We start from the raw sequence: 24,993 nt of genomic DNA, 5'->3' as shown, positions 1-24,993 counted from the left end.
GCGTGCGCCCCTTTCGGGAGTGCGCCGCCACGCCGCCGACGGGGGTGGCCGGTAGGGTCGTCGCATGGTGGAGGACGCGCCGCGGTGGTGGCGCGCGGCGCGGCGGGCCGACCGGCCCCGGCCGCGTCACGGGACGACATCGTGCGGAGCTGCGGCATGAGATTCGAGATCAGCAAGGTGCTCGACGCCATCGAGGGTCGGGTCTGCACCGATCCGTCGCTGGCCCGGGCCGTGGTCGACCTGGCCGAGGTGATCCGCTGGCAGAACCTGGACGGCGGCCGTCCGGCCAGCCTGCTGCGACTCGGGATGGTGATCGACGCGCTGTCCCGGCAGATCGGCGAGGACAGCGTCCCGGTCTACGCGATCGTGCACCGGGCTCTGCTGTCCGACGCCGACCTGACCTCGAACGAGCGGATGGTGGTGCGCCGGTGGGCCGACGACGGCCTGGTGGAGGTGCTCGACCAGCCCGGTGACCGGATGCTGGAGGTGGCCGACCTGCTCGGCCTGCCGGTGCTCACCCGGGCGCGGCTGGACGGGCTCGTCGGGCGGTACCCGTGGGTCGCGCAGGCGGGCCGGGTGCTCGCCCCGGTGCCCGGCGCCGGCGGGCCGGTGTTCATCGCGCACGTCGGCGGCGGCCAGGACCCGGCCACCGGCAGTCGCTCACCCGCGGGCGTCAAGGTGCTCTCCCGGAAGTGGCGCTGCCCCGAGCCGGGCTGCGCGCTGTTCGGGGGCGGTGGGGGCGGTGGCGCCTTCGCCGACCTGGCCGCCGTGGACCGGGTGCCGGCCGAGCAGCCGCCGCCCACGCTGCGTACCGGCGCGCCGACCTGCCCCCGGCACGGCGCACGGCTCTCCGACGCCGGCCCGCGCCCACGTACCGCTGTGCTCGCCGTGCGCATCGGCGGTCTGGTCCGCAAGCGGTTCGTGCTCACCGAGACCGAACCGGTGGCGATCGGCCGGGCACCGGACGGCCCGGGTGGGGTGACGCTCGGCCAGTGGCTCAACGACGAGGCCCGGCGCTGGATCAGCCGCAGCCACATCCGGCTGGAGCTGCGGGTGGGCGAGGTGGTGGTCACCGACACCAGCACCAACGGCTCCGGGGTACGCCCCGGTGGTTCGATGGCCGAGCACGAGCGGATCGCGCTGGCGCCGCAGCAGTCCCGGGTGCTCGCCGAGAGCGACCTGATCGAGCTGTACCCGGGCGTGCAGGTGGGCCGCGCGGACGACATGAGCAGCGACGCGAAGTACACCCCGAACTCGGTGATGGCCGAGGCGCCGACCATGGCGATGCGGCTGCCGCGTCCCTGACGGGCACGTGCGAAGGCGCCGGGACCGTCGCGGTCCCGGCGCCTTCTCGCGTACGGAGTCGGCCGCGTACGGCCTCAGCCGGCCAGGACTGCGGCGAGCTGCGCCACCGCGTGGTCGATCTCGTCGGCGGTGATCACCAGCGGCGGGGCGAGCCGGATGGTCGAGCCGTGCGTGTCCTTGGCCAGCACGCCCCGCTCCATCAGCCGCTCGCACGCCTGCCGGCCGGTCATCAGCTCCGGGTCGATGTCCAGCCCGGCCCACAGCCCGCGCCCGCGTACCGCCACCAGGCCCTTGCCGATCAGGCCGCGCAGCCCGGCGTGCAGCCGCTCGCCCAGCTCGGCCGAGCGGCGCTGGAACTCGCCGGTGGCGAGCAGCCGGACCACCTCGGTCGCGACCGCGCAGGCCAGCGGGTTGCCGCCGAACGTCGAGCCGTGCTGGCCCGGCTGGAGCACACCCAGCACGTCGCGGTTCGCCGCCACCGCCGACACCGGCACGATGCCGCCGCCGAGCGCCTTGCCCAGCAGGTACATGTCCGGCTCGACGCCCTCGTGCTCGCAGGCGAACGTCGCGCCGGTACGCCCCAGACCCGACTGGATCTCGTCGGCGACGAACAGCACGTTGCGTTCGGTGCAGACCCGGCGCACGCCCGGCAGGTAGCCCTCCGGCGGCACCACGACGCCCTGCTCACCCTGGATCGGCTCCAGCAGCACGGCCACCGTGTTCTCGTCGATCGCCGCGGTCAGCGCGTCCAGGTCGCCGTAGGGCACCACTGTGAAACCCGGGGTGTACGGCCCGAAGTCGGCGCGCGCGTCCTCGTCGGTGGAGAAGCTGACGATGGTGGTGGTACGGCCGTGGAAGTTGCCCTCCGCCACCACGATGTTGGCCTGGCCCGGCGTGACGCCCTTGACCTGGTAGCCCCACTTGCGGGCCACCTTGATGCCGGTCTCCACCGCCTCGGCGCCGGTGTTCATCGGCAGCACGAGGTCCTTGCCGCACAGCGCGGCCAGCTCGCGGCAGAAGTCGGCGAACTGGTCGTGGATGAACGCGCGGCTGGTCAGCGTGAGCCGGTCGAGCTGCGCGTGCGCGGCCTCGATCAGCTTCGGGTGCCGGTGGCCGAAGTTCAGCGCCGAGTATCCCGCCAGGCAGTCCAGGTAGCGGCGGCCGTCCACGTCGGTCAGCCAGGCGCCCTCGGCCGACGAGATCACCACGGGCAGCGGGTGGTAGTTGTGCGCCGTGTGACGCTCCGCGTCCCGGACCGCGGACGGAGTCCGCAGCATGTCGTCGATGATCACTTGCTCGCCTTTCCCTGACGGAGTCGCAACGTGCAGCACTTCGGTCCGCCGCCGGCCTTGCGCAGCTCGGACAGGTCGATCCCGATGGTCTCGTAGCCCCGGTCGCGCAGCTTCGCGGCCAGGTCGGTGGCCTGCGCGGGCAGCACCACGTGCCGGCCGTCGCTGACCGCGTTCAGGCCCAGCACCTCGGCGTCGGCCATGGTGGCGTGGATCGCGTCCGGGAACAACCGGCGCAGCACCGCCCGGCTGCCGGGGGAGAACGCCTCCGGCAGGTACGCCACGGTGCGCTCGTCGAGCACTGTCAGCGCGGTGTCCAGGTGGTAGAACCGGGGGTCCACGAGCTGCATGGTGATCACCGGATAGCCGAAGACCTCCTGGAGCTGCGCGTGCGAGGCGTGCGCGGTGCGGAACCCGGTGCCGGCGAGCAGGTGGTCACCGGCCAGCAGGACGTCGCCCTCGCCCTCGTTGACGTGCTTCGGGTCGTACATCTCGAAGCCGGCGCCCTCGAACCAGGCCCGGTACGCGGGCGCCTCGTCGGCGCGCTGCGGGTCGCGGAACTGCACCGCCATGGCCTTGCCGTCGATCACGGTGCCGCCGTTCGCGGCGAAGACCATGTCCGGCAGGCCGGCGACCGGCTCGATCAGGTCGACCTCGTGGCCCAGGTCCAGGTACGTGCGCCGAAGCTGCTCCCACTGCCGGATCGCCAGGTCGGCGTCGACCGGGGCGGTGGGGTCCATCCACGGGTTGATCGCGTAGTCGACGGCGAAGTACGTCGGCCGGCACATCAGAAAGCGCTGGCGGATGGCGTCCATCGTCATGTCGTGCTCCCAGAGTCGGGCGCGCCCGGCCACCGTCGGCCCACGGGCTGGCGCCGTGGTCCAACGTTATGCGGCCCGGGTAGACGACATCCACCGCGGGAAGTTGCGTTGAGCAGCGAATCGTTGCGTTGAATCGGTCAGCAGCGAGTGATCGTTGCGCCGACGCCGGACACACTTCGGGGGCGGCGAACCGCCGCCCCCGAAAGAGGTGTTGCCCGCCGGTGAACCACCGGAACTGATCGGGCTGGCCGGCCCTGCCGGCGATCGGGACAGTGCCCGTCAGAACCAGTTGCCAAACTGTGAGTCGAGCCACTCGCGGAAGCGGCCCACCCAGTCGCCGTCGGTGGTCGGCCAGTCGAACTGGCCGGTCATCGCCACGATGCCGAGCACCACGGCGGCCAGGCCGACAGCGATGCCGATCAGCGCGTCGGTCTTGCCCGCCACGTGCCGGCGACGGGTGGCGATCAGGCCCAGCACCGCCAGCACGGCGCCGACCGCGCCGACGCCGATGCCGTACCCGGCGAGCGTGCCGGAGAGCACGAACAGCGCCCCGACCACCGAGACGATCAGGCCGAGCGTGGCGAGCAGGCTGGCCCGGGGACGCTTGGTGGTGTACGGCTCCGGACGGTCCACCCGGCCGTCGCGGTCGGTATCCGTACCGTCGGGGCGGCCGTCCCGGTCGAGGTCGGTGCGGTCCGGACGGCCGTCGCGGTCCAGGTCCACGGTGCGCTCGGCGGCGGGCGCTGCGCCGACGGTCCGGGCGTCGGTCACCGGAGCGGTCCGCGTGTCGGCGTCGACCCGGCGGCCGGTGACCGCACGCGCCGCCGCGCCCCGGTCCGCCGCCCGTCGCCGGGCCTCCGCGTCCCGCTCGTCGTCGGCTGCGATCCGGGCGTCGGTCGTCGTGGCCGCCGTCCGGCCGTCGGTCGTCGTCGCGCCGAGGTCGCGCGCGTCCCGGTCGGTCGCCGCGTCCCGGGCGCGCTCGTCGTCGGTCGCGGTGGCGGCGCTGCGGTACGTGGTCCGCTCCTCGTCGCGGTCGGTGACCACGGGCTGGCCGGCCGGCTGCTCGGCGGTCCGGTCGCGCTCGTCGACCACGCCGTCGCCGTTGGTATCGGTACTGGTCGCCGGAGAGTTCCGGCGGGACAAGATCTTCACGATGGCACCTCCTGATCCAGGCGCGGAGGCCGCGCATGACATGCAGGAAGTACCCAGGGGTGCCGAAATCGACACCCCTGGGTTCGCTCCGCACGCTCAGGCGTGCCGTCCGGTCACGACACCGTGCGTGACCACTGCTGGTTGGTGCCCGCACCGCAGGTGTACTGCTGGACGTCCGCGCCGTCGCCGGTGCCGGCGTTGACCACGTCCAGGCACTTGCCGCTGTGCCGGGCCCGCAGCTGGAACCAGCCGCCGAGCGCGGCCCACTGCCACTGCTGGTTGGCGCCGCTGCCGCAGGTGTACTGGATGATGTTGGCGCCGTCGGCGGTGGACGCGTTAGCGACGTCGAGACACTTGCCGCTCGCCGCGTTGACGAGGCGGAACCAGCCGCCACCGGCGTCCTGGAACTCCCACCTCTGGTTGCCGCCGCCGTTCCAGCCCCACTGCTTGACCTCGGCGTTGTTCGCCGTGGAGCCGTTGATCACGTCGAGCACCCGGCCGCTGTGCCGGGCGGTGACGCGGTAGTACGTGGGCGAGTTGCCGGTGACCGTGCCCGCCGCCGTGTCGACCGTGACTGACGGATACCAGGTCAGGCTCATGCTGGTGGCGGTCGGGAAGGCGATCGGCAGCCACACGTACTGGGAGTCGTTGGCCGGCCCGCCCCAGGCGCCCGCCCAGCGGTCACCCAGATAGAGGTAGCTGGTGCCGGACGTGCCCTGGATCGGCAGCACGAAGGCCGGCTGGGAGTTGAAGGTGGTGCCGTTGCCCACGTCGGTCCAGCCGCTCCACGGTCCCGAGATGCTCGGCGCGGTGGCGTACCGGGCCTGGTTCGGGCTCCATCCCGTCGCCCCCGAGGTCAGCAGGAAGTACGTGGAGCCCCGCTTGAACATCGCCGGCGCCTCACGGTGCGCGCCGTCCCAGAAGTTGCCCACCAGGGCGGCCACGTTGAGGTAGTCCGAGGTGAGCCGGTAGATGTTCAGGTCGTAGTTGTCGTCGGCCGCCGAGATCATGTACGCGGTGCCGTTGTCGTTGTAGAGCGTGATGTCGCGGGACATGTGCTGCCCGAGCGGCCGGAAGCTGCCGTGGTACGTGTAGTTCCCGTCCACGGTTGCCGACGAGGCGACGGCGGCCCGCGCCTCGTTGTAGTCGGACCCGTTCTCCTTGTGCATCCACATCACGAACCGGCCGGTGCCCGCGTTGTAGACGACCTTCGGCCGCTCGATGTTGGCGACCCGCAGCTCCGCGGCCGACGACTGGGTGAGCACGTTGTTGCGGAACTCCCAGGTGCGCAGGTCCGTGGAGCGGTAGACGGAGACCGCCCGGAACGTGTTGTCCGGGTTGCGGTTCTCGCCGAACCAGTAGTAGTAGTCGCCGACCTTGAGGACACCGCCGCCGTGGGCGTGCACCACGGCGCCGGTGGTGTCGGTGAACTGGGTGCCGTTGGTGACTGTCACCGGGGCCGCCAGCGCACCCGCTGCCGGTCCCACCACCGTCGCCGCGACGGCCACTGCGAGCGCCAGCCCCGCCGCGAGGAGGCGGCCGGTACCGCCGTGCCGTGCCGTCCACCGCATGCCGGTCACCGCCCGCAGACCGGCGTGATGGCGGCGGGCGTCGCGCTCGTCGCCACGAGCAGGCCGAACGTCGTCGAAGCACCCGGCGCCAGCGTCCCGTTCCAGGAGGCGTTGCGGACCTCGGCGTCCTGGCCGGAGCCCTCGGCCACCCCGCCCCAGACCGACTGGATGCGCTCGTCACCGGACCACCGCCACGAGACCAGCCAGCCCGGGACCGGCTCGGTGCCGTCGTTGCGCACCGTCACAGTGGCGACGAAGCCACCGCCCCACCTGCTGTCGATCGTGGCCGTCGCGGAGCAGAGTGACAGCGTGCGCGCCGGTCCGCCGATCACGTACGGATCCCGCGTGCCCTTGGTGTCGCCGAACCGGAACCAGTACTCGGTACCAGGGGCCAGGCCGCCGATGGTCACCGTCCCGGATCGTTCCGGCCCGGTGACGGCCTCGGCCACCGGATCGCGCCACCCGGTGGCGTCCTCGCGGCTGGCGAAGAGGCTGACGACCAGCGGCGGGTCGTATCCGCAGGGCGGGCTGAGCACCATCCAGTAGGTGATGGTGATGCTGGTCGTGGTGGCCCCCGTCACCTGGCCGCTGACCGGCAACGCCGGCGGGCACGCGAACGTGGGCGTCGGGGTCGGCGTCGCCGCGGTGGCGAGCGTCGTCGTCGTGGTGGCGGGCGACCGGTCGGCGCCGGCCGAGGCGGCCAGGCCGGTGAGGGCGAGGGCGGCGGCCAGTGCCGCGCCGAGCGTACGGAGCATCTGTCTCTCCCGAGCTGGGGGCGCCGGGGGCGGTCGGCGCCGGAGTGGTGGTGGACCGCGATGTCGCCGCCGTGACGACACGGCGGAGCGCCGGAGACGACTGCCCGGCACCGGGGTGGCGCATCACCCCGCGCTTGTCCCTCCGGCGAGATCGAGCGGCTCGCACTGGCTCCCGAGCGCTGCCGCCGCCAGTCTTTCAGTCGACGAACATCGATTCAATGTCGTCCCAGGACCCGACGTCGCCGGCGGTCCGATCCGCTGGCTACGCTTGGTCGTTGTGCCAGAGGGACACACCATCCACCGCCTCGCCGCCCGGCACGCCGAGCTGTTCGCGGGCGACAAGGTGCACGCCGACAGCCCGCAGGGGCGCTTCGCCGAGGGCGCGGCCCGCCTGAGCGGCACCGTTCTGGACGGCACCGAGGCGTACGGCAAGCACCTGCTGCACCACTACGCGGGCGAGTTGACGCTGCACGTACACCTGGGTCTGTACGGGAAGTTCGCCGACGGGCCGGGGGAGCCGCCGGCCCCGGTCGGGCAGCTGCGGCTGCGCCTGCACAGCGACCGGCACTGGCTGGAACTGCGCGGCCCGACCGCCTGCGAGCTGCTGACCCCGCCCGAGGTGGCGGCGCTGCGCGACCGGCTCGGGCCGGACCCGCTGCGCGCCGACGCCGACCCGGACCGGGCGTACGCCCGGATCCGCCGCAGCCCCACCCCGCTGGCCGCGCTGCTGCTCGACCAGTCGGTGGTGGCCGGCACCGGCCTGATCTTCGTGACCGAGGCGCTGTTCCGGGCCGGCCTGCCGCCGCTGCTGCCCGGCCGGGAGCTGACGCCGGCCGGCTGGGCCGAGCTCTGGGCGGACCTGGTGACGCTGATGACCCGCGCGGTCGAGCGGGGCCGCATCGACACCGTGCGCGACGCCGACCTGCCGGAGGTGACCGGCCGTGCGCCGCGCGTCGACAGGCACGGCGGCGAGGTGTACGTCTACCGCCGCCCCGGCGCGCCCTGCCACGTCTGCGGCACCCCGGTCAGCCGGGGCGCGCTCGCGGGACGCAACCTCTACTGGTGCCCCACCTGCCAGGCGGGCTGAGTCACATCTCGTCGAGCAGCCAGCGGGCCGCCTCGACGTTTCCGGGGAAGACCTGGTCGCCGCCGATGCTCCAGGCCACCGTCTGGCCGATCGCCCAGCCGCGTACCCGCTCCCGGTCGAGGCCCAGCTCGGCGCTGAGCCGGTCGAGCCGGTGCCGGACCGCCGCCGGGGAGTGACCCAGCTCGGCGCCGCGCACGAGTGGCACCACCGTGAACTCCCGCTCGCCGACCAGCGGCTTCGGGTCGATCACCAGCCACGGTTCGCGCCCGGCGGCCAGGATGTTGCCGGCGTGAAGGTCTTGGTTGACCAGCACCTGCTCACCCTGGCTCGGCGCCAGCTCCGCGAGCAGCCCGAGCGCGGTGTCGAGCAGGCGCCGCTCGTACGGGCAGCCGGCCCGTCGCCAGTTACCAGGCATCCGCTCCGCCCAGCCGGCCGCCTCCTCGGCCAGCGGCGTGAACGGTTCACCGGCCGGCACCGCGAGCCCCGGTAGCAGGCCGACCGCGACGTCGAGCGCCGCGTCGGCGGCCAGCGAGTGCAGCGGCGTACCGGGGTCGCACCGCTCGACCAGCAGTGCGCGCCGATCGGCGTCGTGGGCGAGCAGCCGGATCGCGCCGCGCCCGTCCCAGTGCGCCAGCGCCGTTGCCTCGTGGACGCTGTCGTCGTCCGGGTACTGGAGCTTCAGCACCGCCCGGGTGCCGTCGGGGAGTGTCGCGGGCAGCGCCAGCGAGGCGAACGCGTACGCGAACGGCGGGCCGACCGTCAGCTCCCACCGCGCGACGCAGTGGGCCAGCCGGCCGGGCAGCTCCGCGAGCCACGCCCGGCCGGCCTCGGTCTGCTCGACCCAGCGCAGCCCGTCAGGAATGTCGCACCGCATCGGCACATCCTGACCGGTGCGGCGACGATCCGCTGTCCCGGGCCGGGTCTCGCCGGTCTGCGGTCTGCGGTCAGCGCAGCCGGCGGATGTCCCCGTACGCCCGGTAGAAGCCGCCCCGGCCGGACTCGCGGACCTCGGTGACCAGGTAACGCGCGCCCGGCTCGCGGATGCCCTTGGGGAACTGCACCGACCAGTCCCGCCGGTAGCCGTCGGCGAGGACGTGCACCCGCAGCCGGCCGCCCTGCTCGACGCACTGCACCAGCACGCCGTCGCGGTCGTCGGTGGTCACCTCGACCGACGTCCAGGCGGCCGTCTCGGGCATCCGGGCCGGCGCCTTGACGTCGACCACGTCGGGCACGCTGCCCGCCTCGGCCGCCCGGATCGCCGCCTCGCTCGCGTCGATGCAGGCCAGGTAGCCGCTCGTGGTGACCACGTAGAGCCGGTTGTCGTGGTACTGCATCGAGTACGCCGAGCCGCAGCCGGTGCCGAGCTTCCACAGCCGGTTGCCGGCCTGGTCGAAGCAGTAGATCGAGGAGGCGCTGTCACCGGCGAACACGTACCGGCCGCCCTCGGCGGTGGCGCAGGAGAAGACTGCGGCGTCGCAGCGGTAGACCTGCTCGGCCCGGCCGTCCTTGCGCAGGCGCACCACCTCGCGGGTGCCGGTGCCGGCGAAGACGGCGTCCCGCTCCTGCCAGCCGAACAGGACGGCGCCGGTGCCGGTGTGCCACAGCTCGCGCCCGGTGCGCCAGTCGTAGCCGGTGACCCCCTGCGAGTGGCCGTGGTAGAGCGCGTCGGCGTCGCAGCGCACCATCCACGCCGACCGGCCCCGCCCCGGCCGGCGCCAGAGGAACTCGTCCTCGTGGTCGATCGCGGAGATGCCGCCGTCGCGGTCGGACACGCCCAGCACGCCGTCGTGGATGTCGAGCCAGTAGATGTCGATCTCGGGCGCGATCGCGTACGCCGCGCGGGGCACCTTGCCGGACAGGTCGTAGACGTTGCCGTCGTCGCAGCCGGCGTAGACCCAGGCGTCGTCGGCGACGATGCACTTCACCCCGTCGGGCAGCCGGACCTGATTGACCAGCCGGGCGTCGTGGTCGAGCGTGGTGATCACGCCGTACTCGTTGCCGACCATGCAGTGCCGGTCGTCGACGAAGATGCCGAAGGCGGGCGCGCCCGAGGCGTACCGCCAGAGGACCGGGGCGGTGCGGGCGGTCGAGCGGGTGCTGACGATCTGCCGGCGCGACACCGTCCGCTTCTGGCGTACGCCGGGCACCGCCGGGGCGTACCCCTTGCGGACCTTCTCGCCGATCTTCTTCGCGGCGGCGGCGCGGGCGCGGGTGTTGTCCGGGTAGGTGCTCGTCTTCACCTGGCCCTGGTCGCCGATCCGCCCGTAGCGCACTGTCATCGCGGTGTCGTCGACCACCACCTCGTAGAACTTGTGCGCTCCACCATCCACTTCGGACAGTTCGAGGTAGGTCGTCTCCTGGGACATGGGGGTATACCTCCGAGGGGAAGTGCCGAACCGGCAACGCGCACACGCTAACCCCCGGCACCGACAAACCCGGGTGTCGGTGTTAAGAAGGGGCCCTTCCTCTACCGGAGGCGTTAATAGGGGGCCCTTCCTTACACGGCGGCGAGGGCGTCGACGGCCTTGCGGGCGGCGATCAGCACCGGATCCCACACCGGGGCGTACGGCGGCGCGTACCCCAGGTCGAGCGCCGTCATCTCGTCCACTGTCATGCCGTTCCACAGTGCCACCGCGAGCGCGTCGATCCGTTTGGCCGCCTCGGACCAGCCGACGATCTGGGCCCCGAGCAACCGCCCGCTGGGCCGCTCGGCGATCAGCTTGACCGTCATCGGCCGCGACCCCGGGTAGTAGCCGGCCCGGTTCGTCGACTGGGCCAGCACTGTGACGAACTCGAAGCCGGCCTCCCGCGCGTCCCGCTCGCGCAGCCCGGTGCGGCCCACCTCCAGCTCGCAGACCTTGGTGACGGCGGTGCCGATGACACCGGGGAAGGTGGCGTACCCGCCACCGATGTTGATGCCCGCGATCCGGCCCTGCTTGTTGGCGTGCGTGCCGAGCGGAATGTGCACCGGCATGCCGCTGACCCGGTGCAGCGACTCGACGCAGTCGCCCGCCGCCCACACGCCGGGTACGCCCGGCACCCGCATCCGGCGGTCGGTGCGGACCGCCCCGGAGGGGCCGATCGGCAGGCCGGCGGCCTCGGCGAGCGCGGTGTTGGGGCGTACGCCGAGACCCAGCACCACGACGTCGGCCGGGATCGGCCCCTCGTTCGTGACCACCGCGGAGATCCGGCCGTCCCGCTCCTGGAGACCGGTGACCTGAAGGCCGGTGCGGACGCCGATGCCGGTCGCGCGCATCGCGTCGGCCACCAGCTCGCCCATGTCCGGGTCGACTGTCGACATCGGCTGGTCGGCCTGCTCCACGAGCTGGACGGAGAGCCCGCGCTGCACGAGCGCCTCGGCCATCTCGACGCCGACGTAGCCGCCGCCGACGACCACCGCGCGCCGGGGCCGGGGCTCGCGTTCGAGCCAGCCGATCAGCGCCGCGCCGTCGTCGAGCGTCTGCACGCCGAACACCCCTGACACGTCGTCGCGTGCCCAGTCCGGCTGCACCGGGGACGCGCCGGTGGCGTACACCAGGGTGTCGAAACCGGCGCGGACCTCGCCGCCGCCGTCCAGGTCACGCGCGAGGATCTCGCGGCGGTCCAGGTCGATGGCGGTGACCTCGTGCCGGGTACGGACCTCGATGCCGAAGTCGTCGCGGAAGGTCTTCGGGTCGCGGGCGATCAACTCGTCCCGCTCCTCGACCAGGCCGCTGACCCAGTAGGGGATGCCGCAGGCCGAGTAGGAGGTGAAGTGCCCGCGTTCGAACGCGACGATCTCCAGCTCGGACCGGTCGCGGCGGCGACGCGCCTGCGACGCCGCCGACATCCCGGCGGCGTCGCCGCCGATGACGATCATGCGCTCGGCCACGTCGCCCATCCTGTCACGCCGGGCCACGGCCGCGTGGCCGCTCAGCCACGGGTCTGCCGCGCCACGTCCGCGACCACGTCGACGAGGCTGCCGGTACGCGCGAACACCGCCCGCTGTCGTGCCGCGCCGCTGCCGTGCCGGCGCAGCCCGCCCAGCAGATCGGTCACCCGGTCCAGGTCGCCGTGCCGTTCCAGTTCGGGGCGCAGCCGGTCGACGAGCCGGTCCACCAGCTCCCAGGCCGGGCGCAGCTCACCGTCGGTGAGGTCGACGCCCTCGCCCTCCAGCCCGTCGTGGGCGGCCCGCCAGTGCGCCGCCACCAGCAGGTGGTGGTCGGTGTTGACGGCCGGGCGGCCGGCGGCGATGTCGGTGAGCGCGGTGGCGACGAGCGCGCGGACCAGCGCCGCCACCAGCACCGCGTCGTCCACCGACGGGCAGACGTCGCCGATGCGGATCTCCACCGTGGGGTACTTCGCGGACAGCCGGGCGTACCAGTAGAGCATCCCCTCGTCCAGCATCACACCGCTGGCGATGAGCTGCCGGATCAGCCGCTCGTAGTGCTCGTGCGACTCCAGGTACGGGGTGGGCGCGACCGACGGCCAGCGTTCCCACTCCACCGAGCGCCAGCTCGCGTACCCGGTGTCCTCGCCCCGGGAGAACGGGGAGTTCGCGGTGACCGCCTGCAGGATCGGCAGCCAGGGCCGGACATGGTTGAGCACCTGCACACCGGTGTCCGGATCGGGGATGCCGACGTGGATGTGCATGCCGTTGTTGCCGGGACCGGGCACCAGCAGCCGGAACCGCTCGATCATCCGGTCGAAGCGCGGCTTGTCCACCACCGGCGGCACCGGCCCGTCGACCGGCCCGGTGCCGATCGCGAGCAGCCGTACGCCGGCCCGCTCGGCCGCGTCGGCCAGCTCGGCGCGCAGCATCGACAGCGAGTGCCGGATCGAGGACAGGTCCAGCCCGGGCGGGCTGCCGATCTCGATCTGGCTGGTCTGGAACTCGCGTTCCACCTGACCGCGCAGCTCGGCCGGCACCTGCTCCATGACCAGGTCGACGGCGGGTACGGCGGTCGCGGTGTGCGGGTCGGCGAGCAGGAACTCCTCCTCGACGCCGACTGTCAGCAGGTCGGTTCCGCCCGATGCGGCGCTCCGCTCCCGCTCCGCCACTGAGCCACTCATCGTCACCACCGTCTCCTCCGGACCGCTCGCGGCACCGTGCCGCGTGGTCGAGGACCTGTTACCCACCGTGTCCGTTTGGGGAAACGTGCCGCTGGGCGTGTCGGCGCCGGTTCGCCCGAACGGGTCGTGCCGCCGGTGGGCGTGCACGGGCCCGCGGGGCGTGACACGGCGGGCTAGGGTGGCCGTGTGACGGGGATGCTGGCGGTGCTGACGGGAGCGTGGGCGTACGCGCTCGCCCTGTTCGCCGACCGGCCGGCCGGGCTGATCGCCGGTGCGGCGGTCGTCGCCGCGCTGCTGCTCGCCACGCTGCTCGCGCTGCGGGTCCGCGCGCTGCCCACGCCGCCCGGCACCCGGTTCGCCGCCGCGCTGCGTGCCCGCGCCCGCCGCCGCGGGGTGCCCCGGCAGGTCGACCCGGACGCACCGGGGCGTCCGCGCCCCCGCGCTCCCGGCCTGCACCCCTCGGCCGCGTAGCCACCTTCTTCCGGCCCGCGTCGGCGGGCCGGTAGATCCCTCCATCCCGGCTTCCGCGGCCGATTCCGTCGTCATCCGTCCCGCCGTGCGGCACGTCGCCGCCCGGGACACCCGGAATCGCCATCGAGGGGTCCACCCATGCTCGCCTTCGCACCGTTGCACTCCGCGGCCTCGGCCGCGGCCACAGTCGTCACCTGGCTCGCCGACGTGCTCGCCCCGCTCACCGGCGGCGCCGCGACTGCGGCCGCCATCGTCCTGTTCACAGTCGCCGTCCGGCTGCTGATCTCCCCGCTGACAGTGGCCCAGGTCCGCGGGGAGCGGCGTCGCACCGCGCTCGCCCCCGAGGTACGGGAACTCCAGCGCCGGTACGCCGACGATCCGGCCCGCCTCCAGAGCGAGCTGTTCGCGCTCTACCGCAACGCCGGTGCCAGCCCGGTGGCGGGCTGCCTGCCGGCTCTGTTGCAGGCACCGTTCTTTCTGGTCATGTACCGCCTGTTCGCCACCGGTGACGGCGCGCCGGAGCTGCTGGGGGAGCGGCTCGCCGGCGTACCGCTGGGGTGGCATCTCGGCGACGGCCTGGCCGGCCCGGTGCCGCTGGTGTTCGGCGTGCTGCTGGCCGCGCTGCTGGCGCTGGCCTGGTGGTCGTCGCGGCGGATGCGCCGGGCGGCGGCCGCCACCGGCACCGTGGCCGGGACGCCGGCCGAGGGTCCGGGCGCGGCGGTGCTCGGGCGGGTGCTGCCGCTGCTGCCGTACGGCACGGTGCTGGTGGCGCTCGTGGTGCCGCTGGCAGCGGTGCTCTATCTGGTCACCACCACGGCGTGGACGGCGCTGGAGCAGGTGGTGCTGCGCCGGCCGCAGCCGGCGGCGGCCATCGACAAGCGTTGACAAGTGCGGGGGCGGGCGCGTAGAAATCGCTCTCAGAGAGCGCTCTCCCGGACCCGTCCCCGCAGAGAGGCACCCCGAATGAATTCGATCCCGGCGGCTCCGGCCGCCTCCGCCACCGTGCCCCGAACACGCCGCCGGCTCGCCCTGGCCGCCGGTGTCCTCGCGCTCACCACAGCGCTCGCGGGCGTCTCGATGACCGCCCAGGCCGCGGTGCCCCCGACACCGTCCGGATGGAACCTGGTGTGGAGCGACGACTTCACCGGCTCCGCCGGCACGCTGCCCTCGTCCGCCAACTGGATCATCGACACCGGCACCGGCTACCCGGGCGGCCCGGCCAACTGGGGCACCGGCGAGATCCAGACCTACACGTCCAGCACCGCGAACCTGGCCCACGACGGCTCGGGCAACCTGCGCATCACGCCGTTGCGGGACTCGGCCGGCCGCTGGACCTCGGCCCGGATCGAGACGGTACGGGCGAACTTCAAGCCGCCGTCGGGTGGTGTGCTGGCCCTGGAGGGCCGGATCCAGATGCCGAACGTGACGGGCGCGGCGGCGTCCGGGTACTGGCCGGCGTTCTGGGCGCTCGGCTCGCCGTACCGGGGCAACTACCAGAACTGGCCGGGCATCGGTGAGTTCGACGTGATGGAGAACGTCAACGGGATCAACTCGGTCTGGGGCGTGCTGCACTGCGGCGTCGCGCCGGGCGGCCCGTGCGGGGAGTTCAACGGCATCGGCGCCTCCCGGGCCTGCCCGGGTAGCACCTGCCAGTCGGCGTTCCACACCTACCGGTTCGAGTGGGACGCCTCGACCAGCCCGCAGCAACTGCGCTGGTACGTCGACGGCCAGCTCTTCCACACCGTCGGGCAGAACCAGATCGGTGAGCCGTACTGGAGTCAGATGACCAACCACGCCGGTTACTTCCTGCTGCTCAACGTGGCGATGGGCGGCGGCTTCCCGGACGGCGTGGCCGGCTCCGCGACGCCCACCGCGGCGACGGTGCCCGGCCGGTCGATGCTCGTCGACTACGTGGCCGTCTACACCCGCGGCGGCGGGAGCAACCCGTCGCCGACGCCGACCACGCCGCCGCCGGGCGGGGTGCGCGACGCGTACGCGACGATCCAGGCCGAGTCGTTCAACGCGCAGAACGGCGTGCAGGTGGAGACGTGCGCCGAGGGCGGCCAGGACATCGGCTGGCTCGCCAACGGCGACTGGGCCCGCTACGACAACGTCGACTTCGGCTCGACGCCGCCGCGCGACTTCGTGGCCCGGGTCGCCTCCGGCGCGGCGTCCGGCGTGAGCGGGCTGGTGGAGGTCCGGGTGGACAGCCCGACCGCGCCGCCGATCGGCAGTTTCGCAGTAGGCAACACCGGCGGCTGGCAGACCTGGCGCTCGGTGCCCGGCAACGTCGGCGCGGTGACCGGGCGGCACACGGTCTACCTGACGTTCAGCAGCGGCCAGCCGTCCGACTTCGTCAACGTCAACTGGTTCACCTTCCGCCGCTGAGTGCGGCCGGGACGCGGCCCGGACCCCCTCCGGGGTTCGGGCCGCACCGGTGCTGGACAGAAACAGTTAACACTCTTAATAATAGGCGCACGTCGACGGTTGTGAATCCCTCTCCACCCCCGCCCGTCCCCTGGAGGACGCCGTGAGACTCCGCCCCCGCCTGGCGACGCTCGCCGCCGCGCTGACCACCGCCGTGGTCGCCGGTGCCCTGCTCGCCGCGCCACCCGCCTCCGCCGCCACCGCCGCGTTCGTCCGCACCTCCAGCTGGAGCAGCGGGTACGAGGCCCGGTTCACAGTCACCAACGACAGCTCCGCCGCGATCTCCTCGTGGAACGTCCAGTTCGACCTGCCGTCCGGCAGCACGCTCGGCTCGTTCTGGGACGCCCGGCTGACCACCTCCGGCCAGCACGTCACAGCCGTCAACCAGTCCTGGAACGGCGCGCTCGCCCCGGGCACCAGCACCAGCTTCGGCTTCGTCGTCAGCGGCACCGGCGACCCGGTGAACTGCACAGTCAACGGCGCCTCCTGCACCGGCGGCGGCAACCCCGGCAACCCGGGCGCACCGGCCACGCCGGGCGAGCTGCGGGTCACCGGCACCACCGCGTCCGCCGTCTCGCTCGCCTGGAACGCGGTCTCCGGCACCGTCACCGGCTACCGGGTGTACGAGGGCGGCACGGTCAAGGCCACAGTCACCGGCACCTCGGCCACCGTCTCCGGGCTGGCCGCGTGCAGCGGGCACAGCTACACCGTGACCGCGTACAACGGCACCGGCGAGTCGGCGAAGTCGGCGGCGGTCGCGGCCACCACCAGCGGGTGCACCGGTGGCGGCGGAGGCGCGATGGCCGCCGCGCCGTATCTCTACCCCGGCTGGGGTGACCCGCCCGCGCCCGCCACCGTGATGGGCGCGACCGGCATCAAGTGGTTCACCATCGCGTTCGTGCTCTCCGGCGGCGGCTGCACCCCGGCCTGGGACGGCAGCGGCCCGCTGACCGGCGGCACGCATGCCGCCACCATCGCCGCGATCAAGGCGGCCGGCGGCGACGTCATCCCGTCCTTCGGCGGCTGGAGCGGCAACAAGCTCGGCCCGAACTGCTCGTCCGCCGCTGCCCTGGCCGGCGCGTACCAGCAGGTCATCAACGCGTACGGGCTGAAGGCGATCGACATCGACATCGAGAACAGCGACGAGTTCGAGAACGAGGTGGTGCAGGACCGCATCCTGGACGCCCTGAAGATCGTCAAGCAGAACAACCCGGGGATCAAGACGATCATCACGTTCGGCACCTCGACCACCGGGCCGTCGTACTACGGCACCCGGCTGATCAACCAGGCGGCGGCCAAGGGCGCCGGGATCGACGTGTTCACCATCATGCCGTTCGACTTCGGCGGCGGCGCGAACATGTACCAGAACACCGTGAACGCGGCCGAGGGCCTGAAGACCGCGCTGCGCAACGCGTTCGGCTGGTCGGACGCCACCGCGTACGCGCACATGGGCCTGTCCGGCATGAACGGCCTCTCCGACCAGCAGGAGCTGACCTCGCCGGCCACCTGGACGCAGATCCGCGACTGGGCGAAGGCGCGCGGCCTGGCCCGGTTCACGTTCTGGTCGGTCAACCGGGACCGGCCCTGCCCCGGCGGCGGCGTGGTCGCCAACTGCTCCGGCATCGCGCAGAACACCTGGGAGTTCACCGGCATCACCGCGGGCTTCTGACCCGCGCGGCGGTCAGCGCCCGGTGGTCACCGACTGCCGGGCGCGCCGCCGGCGCACCTTCTTCACCGCCCAGCTCACGATCATGAAACCGAAGACGGCGAAGATCGCGTAGTTGAACCACTGGCTGTACTTGTCGACGTCCTCCCACCGCGAGCCCAGGGTGAACCCGGCGCCGACGATCAGGGCGTTCCACACCCCGCTGCCGAGCGTGGTGAGCAGGATGAACTCACCGAGCGGCATCCGGTTCGCGCCGGCCGGGATCGAGACCAGGCTGCGGACCACCGGCACCACCCGGCCGATCAGCACCGCCCACCGGCCGTGCCGCTCGAACCAGCGGTCGGCCTTCTCCAGATCCTGCAGGTCGACCAGCGGGATGTGGTCCAGCCAGCGCTTGAGCCGCTCCTCGCCGAGCGCCGCGCCGAGCCAGTAGAGCACCAGCGCGCCGAGCAGCGAGCCGACCGTCGCGGCGACCACGATGAACACCACGTTGAACCGGCCCTCGGCGGACAGGTAACCGGCCATCGCCAGCACGATCTCGCTCGGGATCGGCGGGATGATGCTCTCCAGCGCCACCAGCAGTGCCACGCCGACCGCGCCGAGCGAGTCGATCACGCTCGCCACCCAGCCGGTCAGCCCGGTGAACTGGTTCGGGTCGACGTCCTGGGCCAGGGCCATGGGGGTCCTTCCACGCGAGAGCCGGAGATCCGAAGGTGTTACCCGGACCGGCGGCTGTCACACCTGTGACTCAGCCCTCCGGGTGCAGCGCGGCGTCCGCCGGACCCCGCCGCCAGCCGGTGAAGCGGACCAGCAGGCCGCCCCGGCTGGGCGAGCAGCAGTACGGCCCGGCCGACGCCTGCGCCGCCGGATCGAGCGGGGCGACGCGGACCAGCCGCCACGGCTCGTCCGCGCACCGGGCCCGCACGGTGAGCGCGTCGCCGGCCCGGCTCACCCGGACCGTCACCTCCCGGCCCGACCACTGTGGCACCGGCGCCACCGACCAGTCGGAGAACTCGTCGGTGACCACGGCGCCCACCTGCGGCGAACCGTCGCTCACCTCGACCCCGGCCTTGGTCCACCGCCGCTCGTCCACCCGCACCAGCACGCCGGCCTGGTCGAACTGCTCCGAGTAGTCGAGCAGGAACGACACCTCCACGGCGCTGTCCACGCCGAACGGAGCGAGTAGCGCCGAGCCGTCGTCGTGCACGAAGCCGTAGCTGGTGCGCCGCCAGAAGTCGCTGCCGCCGTGCGGCTCGACCAGCAGGCCGCCGTCGACCGGCTCGGCCCGCTCCGGCGGGTTCAGCCAGGTGCCGGCGGACCAGTCGTACGCCTCCTCGCTCATCCCGGCACCGTACCGGGTTTGCCGTCGCGCGCGTTCGGAGAAGTAGTCCTCGCATGGGTGACAGGTGGTATCAGGAGGCGGTCGTCTACTGCCTCGACGTCGACACGTACGCAGACTCCGACGGCGACGGGGTGGGTGACTTCCAGGGGCTGATCGGCCGGCTGGACTACCTGGCCCGGCTCGGCGTGACCTGCCTGTGGCTGAACCCGATCCACCCCTCGCCGAACGAGGACGACGGGTACGACGCCACCGACTTCTACAACGTCGACCCGCGCCTGGGGACGCTCGGCGACTTCGCCGAACTGCTGCATCAGGCGAGCAACAGGGGCATCCGGGTGATCATCGACCTGGTGGTCAACCACACCTCGGACCAGCACCCGTGGTTCCAGTCCGCCCGGTCCTCGCCCGACTCGCCGTACCGGGACTGGTACGTCTGGGCCGACCACGAGCCGGACGACCGCCACCAGGGCATGGTCTTCCCCGGCGAGCAGCACGAGACGTGGACCTACGACCGGACCGCCAAGGCGTGGTACTACCACCGCTTCTACAAGTTCCAGCCGGATCTGAACATCGAGAACCCGAAGGTCCGCGCGGAGATCAAGAAGATCACCTCGTTCTGGCTCCAGCTCGGCGTCTCCGGCTTCCGGATGGACGCGGTGCCGTTCATCATCGAGCGCACCGAGCCGGGCAACCCGAACTCGCCGAAGGACTTCGACTTCCTCACCGACCTGCGCCAGCACGTGCAGTGGCGGCGCGGCGACGCGGTCCTGCTGGCCGAGGCGAACGTCGAGCCGGACGAGCTGCCCGTCTACTTCGGCGACGGCAGCGGCTCGGGCAACCGGATCCACATGCTCTTCGACTTCATGCTCAACGGCCGGCTGATGCTCGCCCTGGCCCGGGAGGACCCGGAGGTGATCATCGAGGCGTTGCGCGACACCCCGAAGCTGCCCACCGGCGGCCAGTGGGCGACGTTCCTGCGCAACCACGACGAGATCGACCTGTCCCGGCTCACCGCCGACCAGCGCAACGACGTGCTGGCGAAGTTCGGGCCGGACGAGAACATGCAGCTCTACGGCCGGGGCATCCGCCGTCGTCTCGCGCCCATGCTCGGCAACGACCGCCGGCACATGGAGCTGGCGTACTCGCTCCAGTTCTCGCTGCGCGGCACGCCGGTGCTGCGCTACGGCGAGGAGATCGGCATGGGGGAGAACCTGTCGCTGGACGGGCGCGACGCGATCCGTACCCCGATGCAGTGGTCGTACGCGGACAACGCCGGGTTCTCCACGGCCGAGCCGGAGAAGCTGGTCCGCCCGGTGATCGACAAGGGCGAGTACGGCTACCAGAAGGTCAACGTCACCGCCCAGCGCAAGGATCCGCGGTCGCTGCTCGGCTGGTTCGAGCGGATGATCCGGACGCTGCGCGAGGCGCCGGAGACCGGCTCGGGCAGCACCACCCACATCGACGTGCCGATGCCGCCGGGCGTGCTCGCGCACCGCGCCGACGGTCGTACCGGGACCATGGTCTTCCTGCACAACCTCGGCACCGAAGACGTCGAGGTCGACCTGAGCACGCTGGCGCCGGAGGCGGACCTGCCGATCGACGTGCTCAGCGACCGCAACTACGAGGACGTGGGCAAGCTCGACCGGCTCAAGCTCGGCGGGTACGGCTACCGGTGGATCCGGCTCTGCCGGGGCCACGAGCGGTAGGGGGCGGCGTACCGGCGGGTTAAGCTCCTTCGATCGAGCCACAAGTTACCGGGAGGTAAGCATGTCGGAGGAGCCCCGCGTCGCCATCGTCACCGGAGCCGCGCGCGGCATCGGGGCGGCGACCGCCCGCCGGCTGGCGGCCGACGGCATGGCCGTCGCCGTGGTCGACATCGACGAGTCCGCCACCAAGGAGACGGTGGACGCCATCGGCTCGGCCGGCGGCCGGGCTCTCGGCGTCGGCGCCGACGTGTCCGACCGGGCCCAGGTCGAGGCCGCCGTGGAACGGATCGCCGCCGAACTGGGCGCGCCGACAGTGCTCGTCAACAACGCCGGTGTGCTGCGCGACAACCTGCTGTTCAAGATGACCGACGGCGACTGGGACACGGTCATGGGCGTGCACCTGCGCGGGGCGTTCCTGTTCAGCCAGGCCGCGCAGAAGCACATGGTCGAGGCGAAGTGGGGCCGGATCGTCAACCTGTCCAGCACCTCCGCGCTCGGCAACCGGGGCCAGGCGAACTACTCGGCCGCCAAGGCCGGCCTGCAGGGCTTCACCAAGACGCTGGCGATCGAGCTGGGCCCGTTCGGGGTGACCGTCAACGCGGTCGCGCCGGGCTTCATCGTCACCGACATGACCGCCGCGACCGCGGCGCGGATGAAGGTCGACTTCGACGATCTCCAGAAGCACGCCGCCGCCGAGATCCCGGTACGCCGTCCCGGCCGCCCGGAGGACGTCGCGCACACCATCTCGTTCCTGGCCAGCGAGGGCGCGTCCTTCGTCTCCGGTCAGGTCATCTACGTCGCCGGCGGTCCGAAGGACTGACCGGCCCGACCCGGCGCGGGCCCGCTCAGGCGGGGTCGCGCCGGGTGCGCCAGAGCCAGAACAGGCCGAGCACCGGCAGCACCAGCGGCACGTAGCCGTAGCCGCTGCCGAAGTCGGACCACACCGTCTCGTCCGGGAACAGCTCCTTGTCGGCGATGCTCAGCACGCCCACGCCGAGCACGCCGACCAGTTCGACTGTGCAGCAGGCGAGCGCGATCCGGCGGCCGGTGTGCCCGGCGCGGGCCAGCCCGACCGCCGCCACGATGTAGATCAGCGCGGCGAGCGCGGAGAGCAGGTACGCCACCGGCGCCTCGTCGAACTTCGTGGCGATCTGCAAGCCGGCCCGCGAGGTCGCGGCGATGGCGAAGACGATGTAGACGGCGATCAGCAGCCGTCCCGGGCCGCGGTTGGTGGCGCGCTGCTCGTGCGCGGTCGTGGTGTCAGCCACCGAGGACCTCCCAGGTCTGCTGGAGCCGTACCGCCACCACGGGCGTGACCAGGCAGATCGCGCAGACGATGCCCGAGCCCCAGCGGGTCGGCTCCATCCGGGCCAGCACCCAGGCCAGCGGCGGCAGGCAGACGAGCGTCGCCAGGTAGCCGAAGAACGCGCCCGGCTCGCCCGGCCGCTCGCCGCCGCCGAGCGCGACGAGCGCCGTCACGGTGAGCGCGAGCAGCGCCACCTCCAGCACGGCCAGGCCGGCGAACTGGATCCGGTCCGGCGGCCGGTGGCGTACCGCCGCCACCAGGGCCCAGACGGCGAGCGCCAGCGAGATCACGATCGCGACCGTGGCGAGCGGCCCGTCCACCGGGGAGGCGGAGGCGGCCGCCGCGCTGGTCGTCGACACGGTGTCGTTCACCGGCACAGCCTACTAATCCGTGTAGTAGCGGCTCGCCCGCCGGGTCGGGGCGCGCCGGACGGGCCGGGGGACTAGCGTGGATCACGGTCCCGGCGTACGCCGGTGGCGGACGTCGACGGCAGGGGGCCGGGGTGCGGTTCGGGTTGTTCGGCACGGGTTACTGGGCGGCGGAGACGCACGCCGCGGCCATCGAGGCGCACCCGCGGGCACGGCTCGCCGGCGTCTGGGGGCGCAACCCGGCGAAGGCGGAGGAACTGGCCACCCGGCACGGCGTACCGGCCTTCACCGACGTCGACGCGCTCATCGACGCCTGCGACGCGGTCGCCGTGGCGCTCCCGCCGGACGTGCAGGCCGACATCGCCGTGCGGGCGGCCACCGCCGGGCGGCACCTGCTGCTGGACAAGCCGCTGGCGCTCGACCTCGCCGACGCCGACCGGGTGGTCGACGCGGCGCAGGCGTCCGGGGTGGCGTCGGTGGTCTTCTTCACCCAGCGCTTCCACCCGAACGTCACCGGTTTCCTCGCCTCGACCGCGGCGGCCGGCGGCTGGCAGCACGCCCGCGCCACCATGTTCGCGTCGATCTTCCAGCCCGGGAACCCGTACGGCGACTCGACCTGGCGGCGGGAGCGCGGCGCGCTCTGGGACATCGGCCCGCACGCGTTGTCGCTGATCCTGCCGGTGCTCGGCCGGGTCACCCGGGTCGCCGCGATGGACGGCCCGAGCGGCCTGGTGCACCTGCTGCTCACCCACGACGGCGGCGCGACCAGTTCGCTCTCGCTCACCCTGGACGCGCCGTCCGAGGCGGTCACCCGGGATTTCGTCTTCTTCGGCGAGAACGGCACCGAAACCGTCCCGCCCGGCGACGGCAGCGCGCTCCAGGCGTTCGGCGCCGCGCTCGACCAGCTGCTGGAGGAGGTCGACGCCGGCACCCGCGACCACCGCTGCGACGTGCGGTTCGGCCGCGAGGTGGTGGCGGTGCTGGACGCCGCGCAGACCGCCCGCGCCCAGGGCCGCATCGTCGAGATGTAAGGAAGGGCCCCTTCTTAACGCCTCCGGTAGAGGAGGGGCCCCCGCTTAACACCCCACCGGTCAGGCGTCGGCCAGCGTGACCAGCGCCTCGCCCAGCTCGGTGGGGGTGTGGAACTCCTCGGCCGGCAGGGACCGCAGCGCCTGCAGCGCCTCGGTGTCGGCGCCGTTCTCCTGGCCCCAGCGGACCAGGTCCTCCCGCGAGACCGGGTAGTCGAGCCCGGCCAGGAACTCCCGCAACTGCGCACCGGTGACGGTCATGCCGCCCGGCTACCCACTGAGCCCGGCACCATGCCCGCCGGCGGGTGCGGCCCGGGTCCGCCGTACGCCCGCCGCCGGACCCAGCGGCGGCGGTTTGTCCCGGCGGGCCCCGGGTAGCCGCTGACATGCTGGTACAGCGGCTCGGCGCGCCGAGCGACTTCGACCCCTTGCTGGACCGCGTGCGGGACGCCCGGGTGGTGATGATCGGTGAGGCGACGCACGGCAGCTACGACTACTACCGGCTGCGGGAGCAGTTGACCCGGCGGCTCATCGCCGAACAGGGGTTCGACTTCGTGGCGGTGGAGGGGGACTGGCCGGACTGCGACCGGGTGCACCGGTCGGTGGTGGGCGCGCCGGACGGGCCGGCCGATCCGCTCGCCGCGCTGGAACGGTTCGAACGCTGGCCCACCTGGATGTGGGCGAACGCCGAGGTGGCCCGCTTCTGCCGCTGGCTGCGGGCGTGGAACCTGGAACGCCCCGAGGGGGAGCGGGCCGGCTTCCACGGGCTGGACGTGTATTCCCTCTGGGAGTCGATGCAGGCCATCTTCGACTACCTCGGTGAGGAGGATCCGGCCTCGCTGGAGGCGGCCCAGGAGGCGTACCGCTGCTTCGAGCCGTACGGCAAACGGGCCGAGGAGTACGGGACGGCCAGCCGGTTCGTCTCCGCCCGGTGCGAGGAGGAGGTGGTCCGGCTGCTGGCGCGTACCCGGGAACAGGCCGCCGCGGACGGCCCGGACCGCTTCTCGGCCTGGCAGAACGCGGAGGTGGTGGCCGGCGCGGAGCGGTACTACCGGGCCATGGTCGGCGGCGGCCCCGAGTCGTGGAACGTCCGCGACGTCCACATGGCCGACACGCTCGACCGGCTGCTCGACCGGTACGGGCCGGGCTCGCGGGGCATCGTGTGGGCGCACAACACGCACGTCGGCGATGCCCGGGCCACCGACATGGCGGCGGACGGCATGGTCAACATCGGGCAGCTCGGCCGGGAACGGCACGGCCGGGACGCGGTGGCGCTGATCGGCTTCGGCAGCTGGCGCGGCAGCGTGGTGGCCGCGCCGCGCTGGGGCTCACCGGCCGAGACGATGGTGGTCCCACCGGCGCGGGAGGGCTCGGTGGAGCATCGGCTGCACGAGCTGATGCCGGACCGGGCGGTGCTGGTCTTCGGCGGCGACGACCAGCCGGAATGGGTGACCGGCGAGGCGGACCACCGGGCCATCGGGGTGGTGTACGACCCGAGCTTCGAGTCCTGGGGCAACTACGTGCCGACCCGGCTGGGTGAACGCTACGACGCGTTCATCTGGTGCGACGAGGCCACAGCGCTGCACCCGCTGCCGACGTGCGTCACGCCCGGTGAGATGGAGACGTATCCGGCGGGTGTGTGACGGG

Annotated in this window: 23 protein-coding genes and 1 pseudogene; 10 read left to right on the top strand and 14 right to left on the bottom strand. The window is 72.9% G+C overall.

The window, feature by feature from the left end:
* The first annotated feature begins 156 nt into the window (after positions 1-156).
* A complete protein-coding gene (locus IF06_RS0115625; protein WP_030271839.1) occupies positions 157-1,305 on the top strand; it encodes an FHA domain-containing protein in 1,149 nt (382 codons plus the stop codon).
* Positions 1,306-1,379: 74 nt separating this feature from the next.
* Here the strand turns inward: IF06_RS0115625 and rocD are convergent, their stop codons facing one another.
* The 5 genes from rocD to IF06_RS0115600 form a co-directional block, all read right to left on the bottom strand.
* Positions 1,380-2,594: an ornithine--oxo-acid transaminase gene (gene rocD, locus IF06_RS0115620; RefSeq protein ID WP_030271837.1), complete on the bottom strand. Its 1,215-nt coding sequence runs from the start codon at positions 2,592-2,594 to the stop codon at positions 1,380-1,382.
* Entirely contained in the window at positions 2,594-3,409 is an 816-nt protein-coding gene (gene ddaH, locus IF06_RS0115615; protein WP_030271835.1) for a dimethylargininase, read from the bottom strand. The genes rocD and ddaH overlap by 1 nt, the downstream gene beginning before the upstream one ends.
* A 285-nt stretch (positions 3,410-3,694) precedes the next feature.
* Entirely contained in the window at positions 3,695-4,567 is an 873-nt protein-coding gene (locus IF06_RS0115610) for a thrombospondin (RefSeq protein ID WP_030271833.1), read from the bottom strand.
* 113 nt (positions 4,568-4,680) lie between these two features.
* Positions 4,681-6,138, bottom strand: coding sequence for an RICIN domain-containing protein (locus IF06_RS0115605; RefSeq protein ID WP_030271831.1), 1,458 nt, complete (start codon positions 6,136-6,138; stop codon positions 4,681-4,683).
* A 5-nt stretch (positions 6,139-6,143) separates the two neighbouring features.
* The gene (locus tag IF06_RS0115600) at positions 6,144-6,893 is read right to left on the bottom strand and encodes a cellulose binding domain-containing protein (RefSeq protein WP_030271829.1); all 750 of its coding nucleotides are present in this window, start codon (positions 6,891-6,893) and stop codon (positions 6,144-6,146) included.
* 277 nt (positions 6,894-7,170) lie between these two features.
* Between IF06_RS0115600 and IF06_RS0115595 the strand changes: the two genes are divergently transcribed.
* Positions 7,171-7,980, top strand: coding sequence for an Fpg/Nei family DNA glycosylase (locus IF06_RS0115595; RefSeq protein WP_030271826.1), 810 nt, complete (start codon positions 7,171-7,173; stop codon positions 7,978-7,980).
* Position 7,981: 1 nt separating this feature from the next.
* On the opposite strand, the gene IF06_RS0115590 is transcribed toward IF06_RS0115595, so the two are convergent.
* The 4 genes from IF06_RS0115590 to IF06_RS0115575 form a co-directional block, all read right to left on the bottom strand.
* Positions 7,982-8,854, bottom strand: a complete 873-nt coding sequence (locus tag IF06_RS0115590; protein ID WP_013288313.1) for an aminoglycoside phosphotransferase family protein — start codon at positions 8,852-8,854, stop codon at positions 7,982-7,984.
* Between the two features lie 70 nt (positions 8,855-8,924).
* Positions 8,925-10,346 (bottom strand): WGR domain-containing protein, encoded by a 1,422-nt coding sequence (locus IF06_RS0115585; protein WP_030271825.1) that lies wholly within the window; start codon positions 10,344-10,346, stop codon positions 8,925-8,927.
* Positions 10,347-10,477: 131 nt separating this feature from the next.
* Positions 10,478-11,851: an FAD-dependent oxidoreductase gene (locus IF06_RS0115580; RefSeq protein ID WP_013288310.1), complete on the bottom strand. Its 1,374-nt coding sequence runs from the start codon at positions 11,849-11,851 to the stop codon at positions 10,478-10,480.
* A gap of 41 nt (positions 11,852-11,892) precedes the next feature.
* Positions 11,893-13,041, bottom strand: a complete 1,149-nt coding sequence (locus tag IF06_RS0115575; RefSeq protein WP_030271822.1) for a carboxylate-amine ligase — start codon at positions 13,039-13,041, stop codon at positions 11,893-11,895.
* A 186-nt stretch (positions 13,042-13,227) separates the two neighbouring features.
* Between IF06_RS0115575 and IF06_RS0115570 the strand changes: the two genes are divergently transcribed.
* From IF06_RS0115570 to IF06_RS34745, 4 genes are all read left to right on the top strand, one after another.
* The gene (locus tag IF06_RS0115570; protein WP_013288308.1) at positions 13,228-13,503 is read left to right on the top strand and encodes a DUF6412 domain-containing protein; all 276 of its coding nucleotides are present in this window, start codon (positions 13,228-13,230) and stop codon (positions 13,501-13,503) included.
* Positions 13,504-13,641: 138 nt separating this feature from the next.
* A complete protein-coding gene (locus tag IF06_RS0115565; RefSeq protein WP_013288307.1) occupies positions 13,642-14,388 on the top strand; it encodes a YidC/Oxa1 family membrane protein insertase in 747 nt (248 codons plus the stop codon).
* Between the two features lie 78 nt (positions 14,389-14,466).
* Complete coding sequence (locus IF06_RS0115560) at positions 14,467-15,891, top strand: carbohydrate-binding protein (RefSeq protein WP_013288306.1); 1,425 nt, start codon at positions 14,467-14,469, stop codon at positions 15,889-15,891.
* A 142-nt stretch (positions 15,892-16,033) separates the two neighbouring features.
* On the top strand, positions 16,034-17,599 hold the full coding sequence (locus IF06_RS34745) for a cellulose binding domain-containing protein (protein WP_013288305.1): 1,566 nt from the start codon (positions 16,034-16,036) through the stop codon (positions 17,597-17,599).
* Positions 17,600-17,611: 12 nt separating this feature from the next.
* Here IF06_RS34745 and IF06_RS0115550 read toward each other — a convergent pair whose 3' ends face one another.
* On the bottom strand, positions 17,612-18,274 hold the full coding sequence (locus tag IF06_RS0115550) for a DedA family protein (protein ID WP_013288304.1): 663 nt from the start codon (positions 18,272-18,274) through the stop codon (positions 17,612-17,614).
* 70 nt (positions 18,275-18,344) lie between these two features.
* Entirely contained in the window at positions 18,345-18,938 is a 594-nt protein-coding gene (locus IF06_RS0115545) for a DUF1349 domain-containing protein (RefSeq protein ID WP_030271820.1), read from the bottom strand.
* Between the two features lie 53 nt (positions 18,939-18,991).
* Between IF06_RS0115545 and IF06_RS0115540 the strand changes: the two genes are divergently transcribed.
* Both IF06_RS0115540 and fabG read left to right on the top strand, forming a co-directional pair.
* Positions 18,992-20,644, top strand: coding sequence for an alpha-amylase family protein (locus tag IF06_RS0115540; protein ID WP_013475313.1), 1,653 nt, complete (start codon positions 18,992-18,994; stop codon positions 20,642-20,644).
* A gap of 61 nt (positions 20,645-20,705) precedes the next feature.
* Positions 20,706-21,464, top strand: coding sequence for a 3-oxoacyl-ACP reductase FabG (fabG, locus tag IF06_RS0115535; protein WP_030271818.1), 759 nt, complete (start codon positions 20,706-20,708; stop codon positions 21,462-21,464).
* Here fabG and IF06_RS0115530 read toward each other — a convergent pair.
* Positions 21,437-21,912, bottom strand: a pseudogene (locus tag IF06_RS0115530) (hypothetical protein). The gene fabG and the pseudogene IF06_RS0115530 sit on opposite strands and share 28 nt — an antisense overlap.
* Positions 21,905-22,321 (bottom strand): hypothetical protein, encoded by a 417-nt coding sequence (locus IF06_RS0115525; RefSeq protein WP_084588818.1) that lies wholly within the window; start codon positions 22,319-22,321, stop codon positions 21,905-21,907. Before IF06_RS0115525 ends, IF06_RS0115530 begins: the two are co-directional and overlap by 8 nt.
* A gap of 131 nt (positions 22,322-22,452) precedes the next feature.
* On the opposite strand from IF06_RS0115525, the gene IF06_RS0115520 reads away from it, so the two are divergent.
* Positions 22,453-23,349, top strand: coding sequence for a Gfo/Idh/MocA family protein (locus IF06_RS0115520; RefSeq protein WP_030271814.1), 897 nt, complete (start codon positions 22,453-22,455; stop codon positions 23,347-23,349).
* A 60-nt stretch (positions 23,350-23,409) separates the two neighbouring features.
* On the opposite strand, the gene IF06_RS0115515 is transcribed toward IF06_RS0115520, so the two are convergent.
* Positions 23,410-23,607 (bottom strand): DUF2795 domain-containing protein, encoded by a 198-nt coding sequence (locus IF06_RS0115515; RefSeq protein WP_013288297.1) that lies wholly within the window; start codon positions 23,605-23,607, stop codon positions 23,410-23,412.
* Between the two features lie 125 nt (positions 23,608-23,732).
* Between IF06_RS0115515 and IF06_RS0115510 the strand changes: the two genes are divergently transcribed.
* Entirely contained in the window at positions 23,733-24,989 is a 1,257-nt protein-coding gene (locus IF06_RS0115510; protein WP_013475318.1) for an erythromycin esterase family protein, read from the top strand.
* Positions 24,990-24,993 lie beyond the last annotated feature (4 nt).

The sequence above is a fragment of the Micromonospora globosa genome, from assembly GCF_000717585.1.
GTDB classification, from domain to species: domain Bacteria; phylum Actinomycetota; class Actinomycetes; order Mycobacteriales; family Micromonosporaceae; genus Micromonospora; species Micromonospora aurantiaca.
Note: the sequence above shows the minus strand (reverse complement) of the source record. Positions and strands in the feature narration are given on the sequence as shown.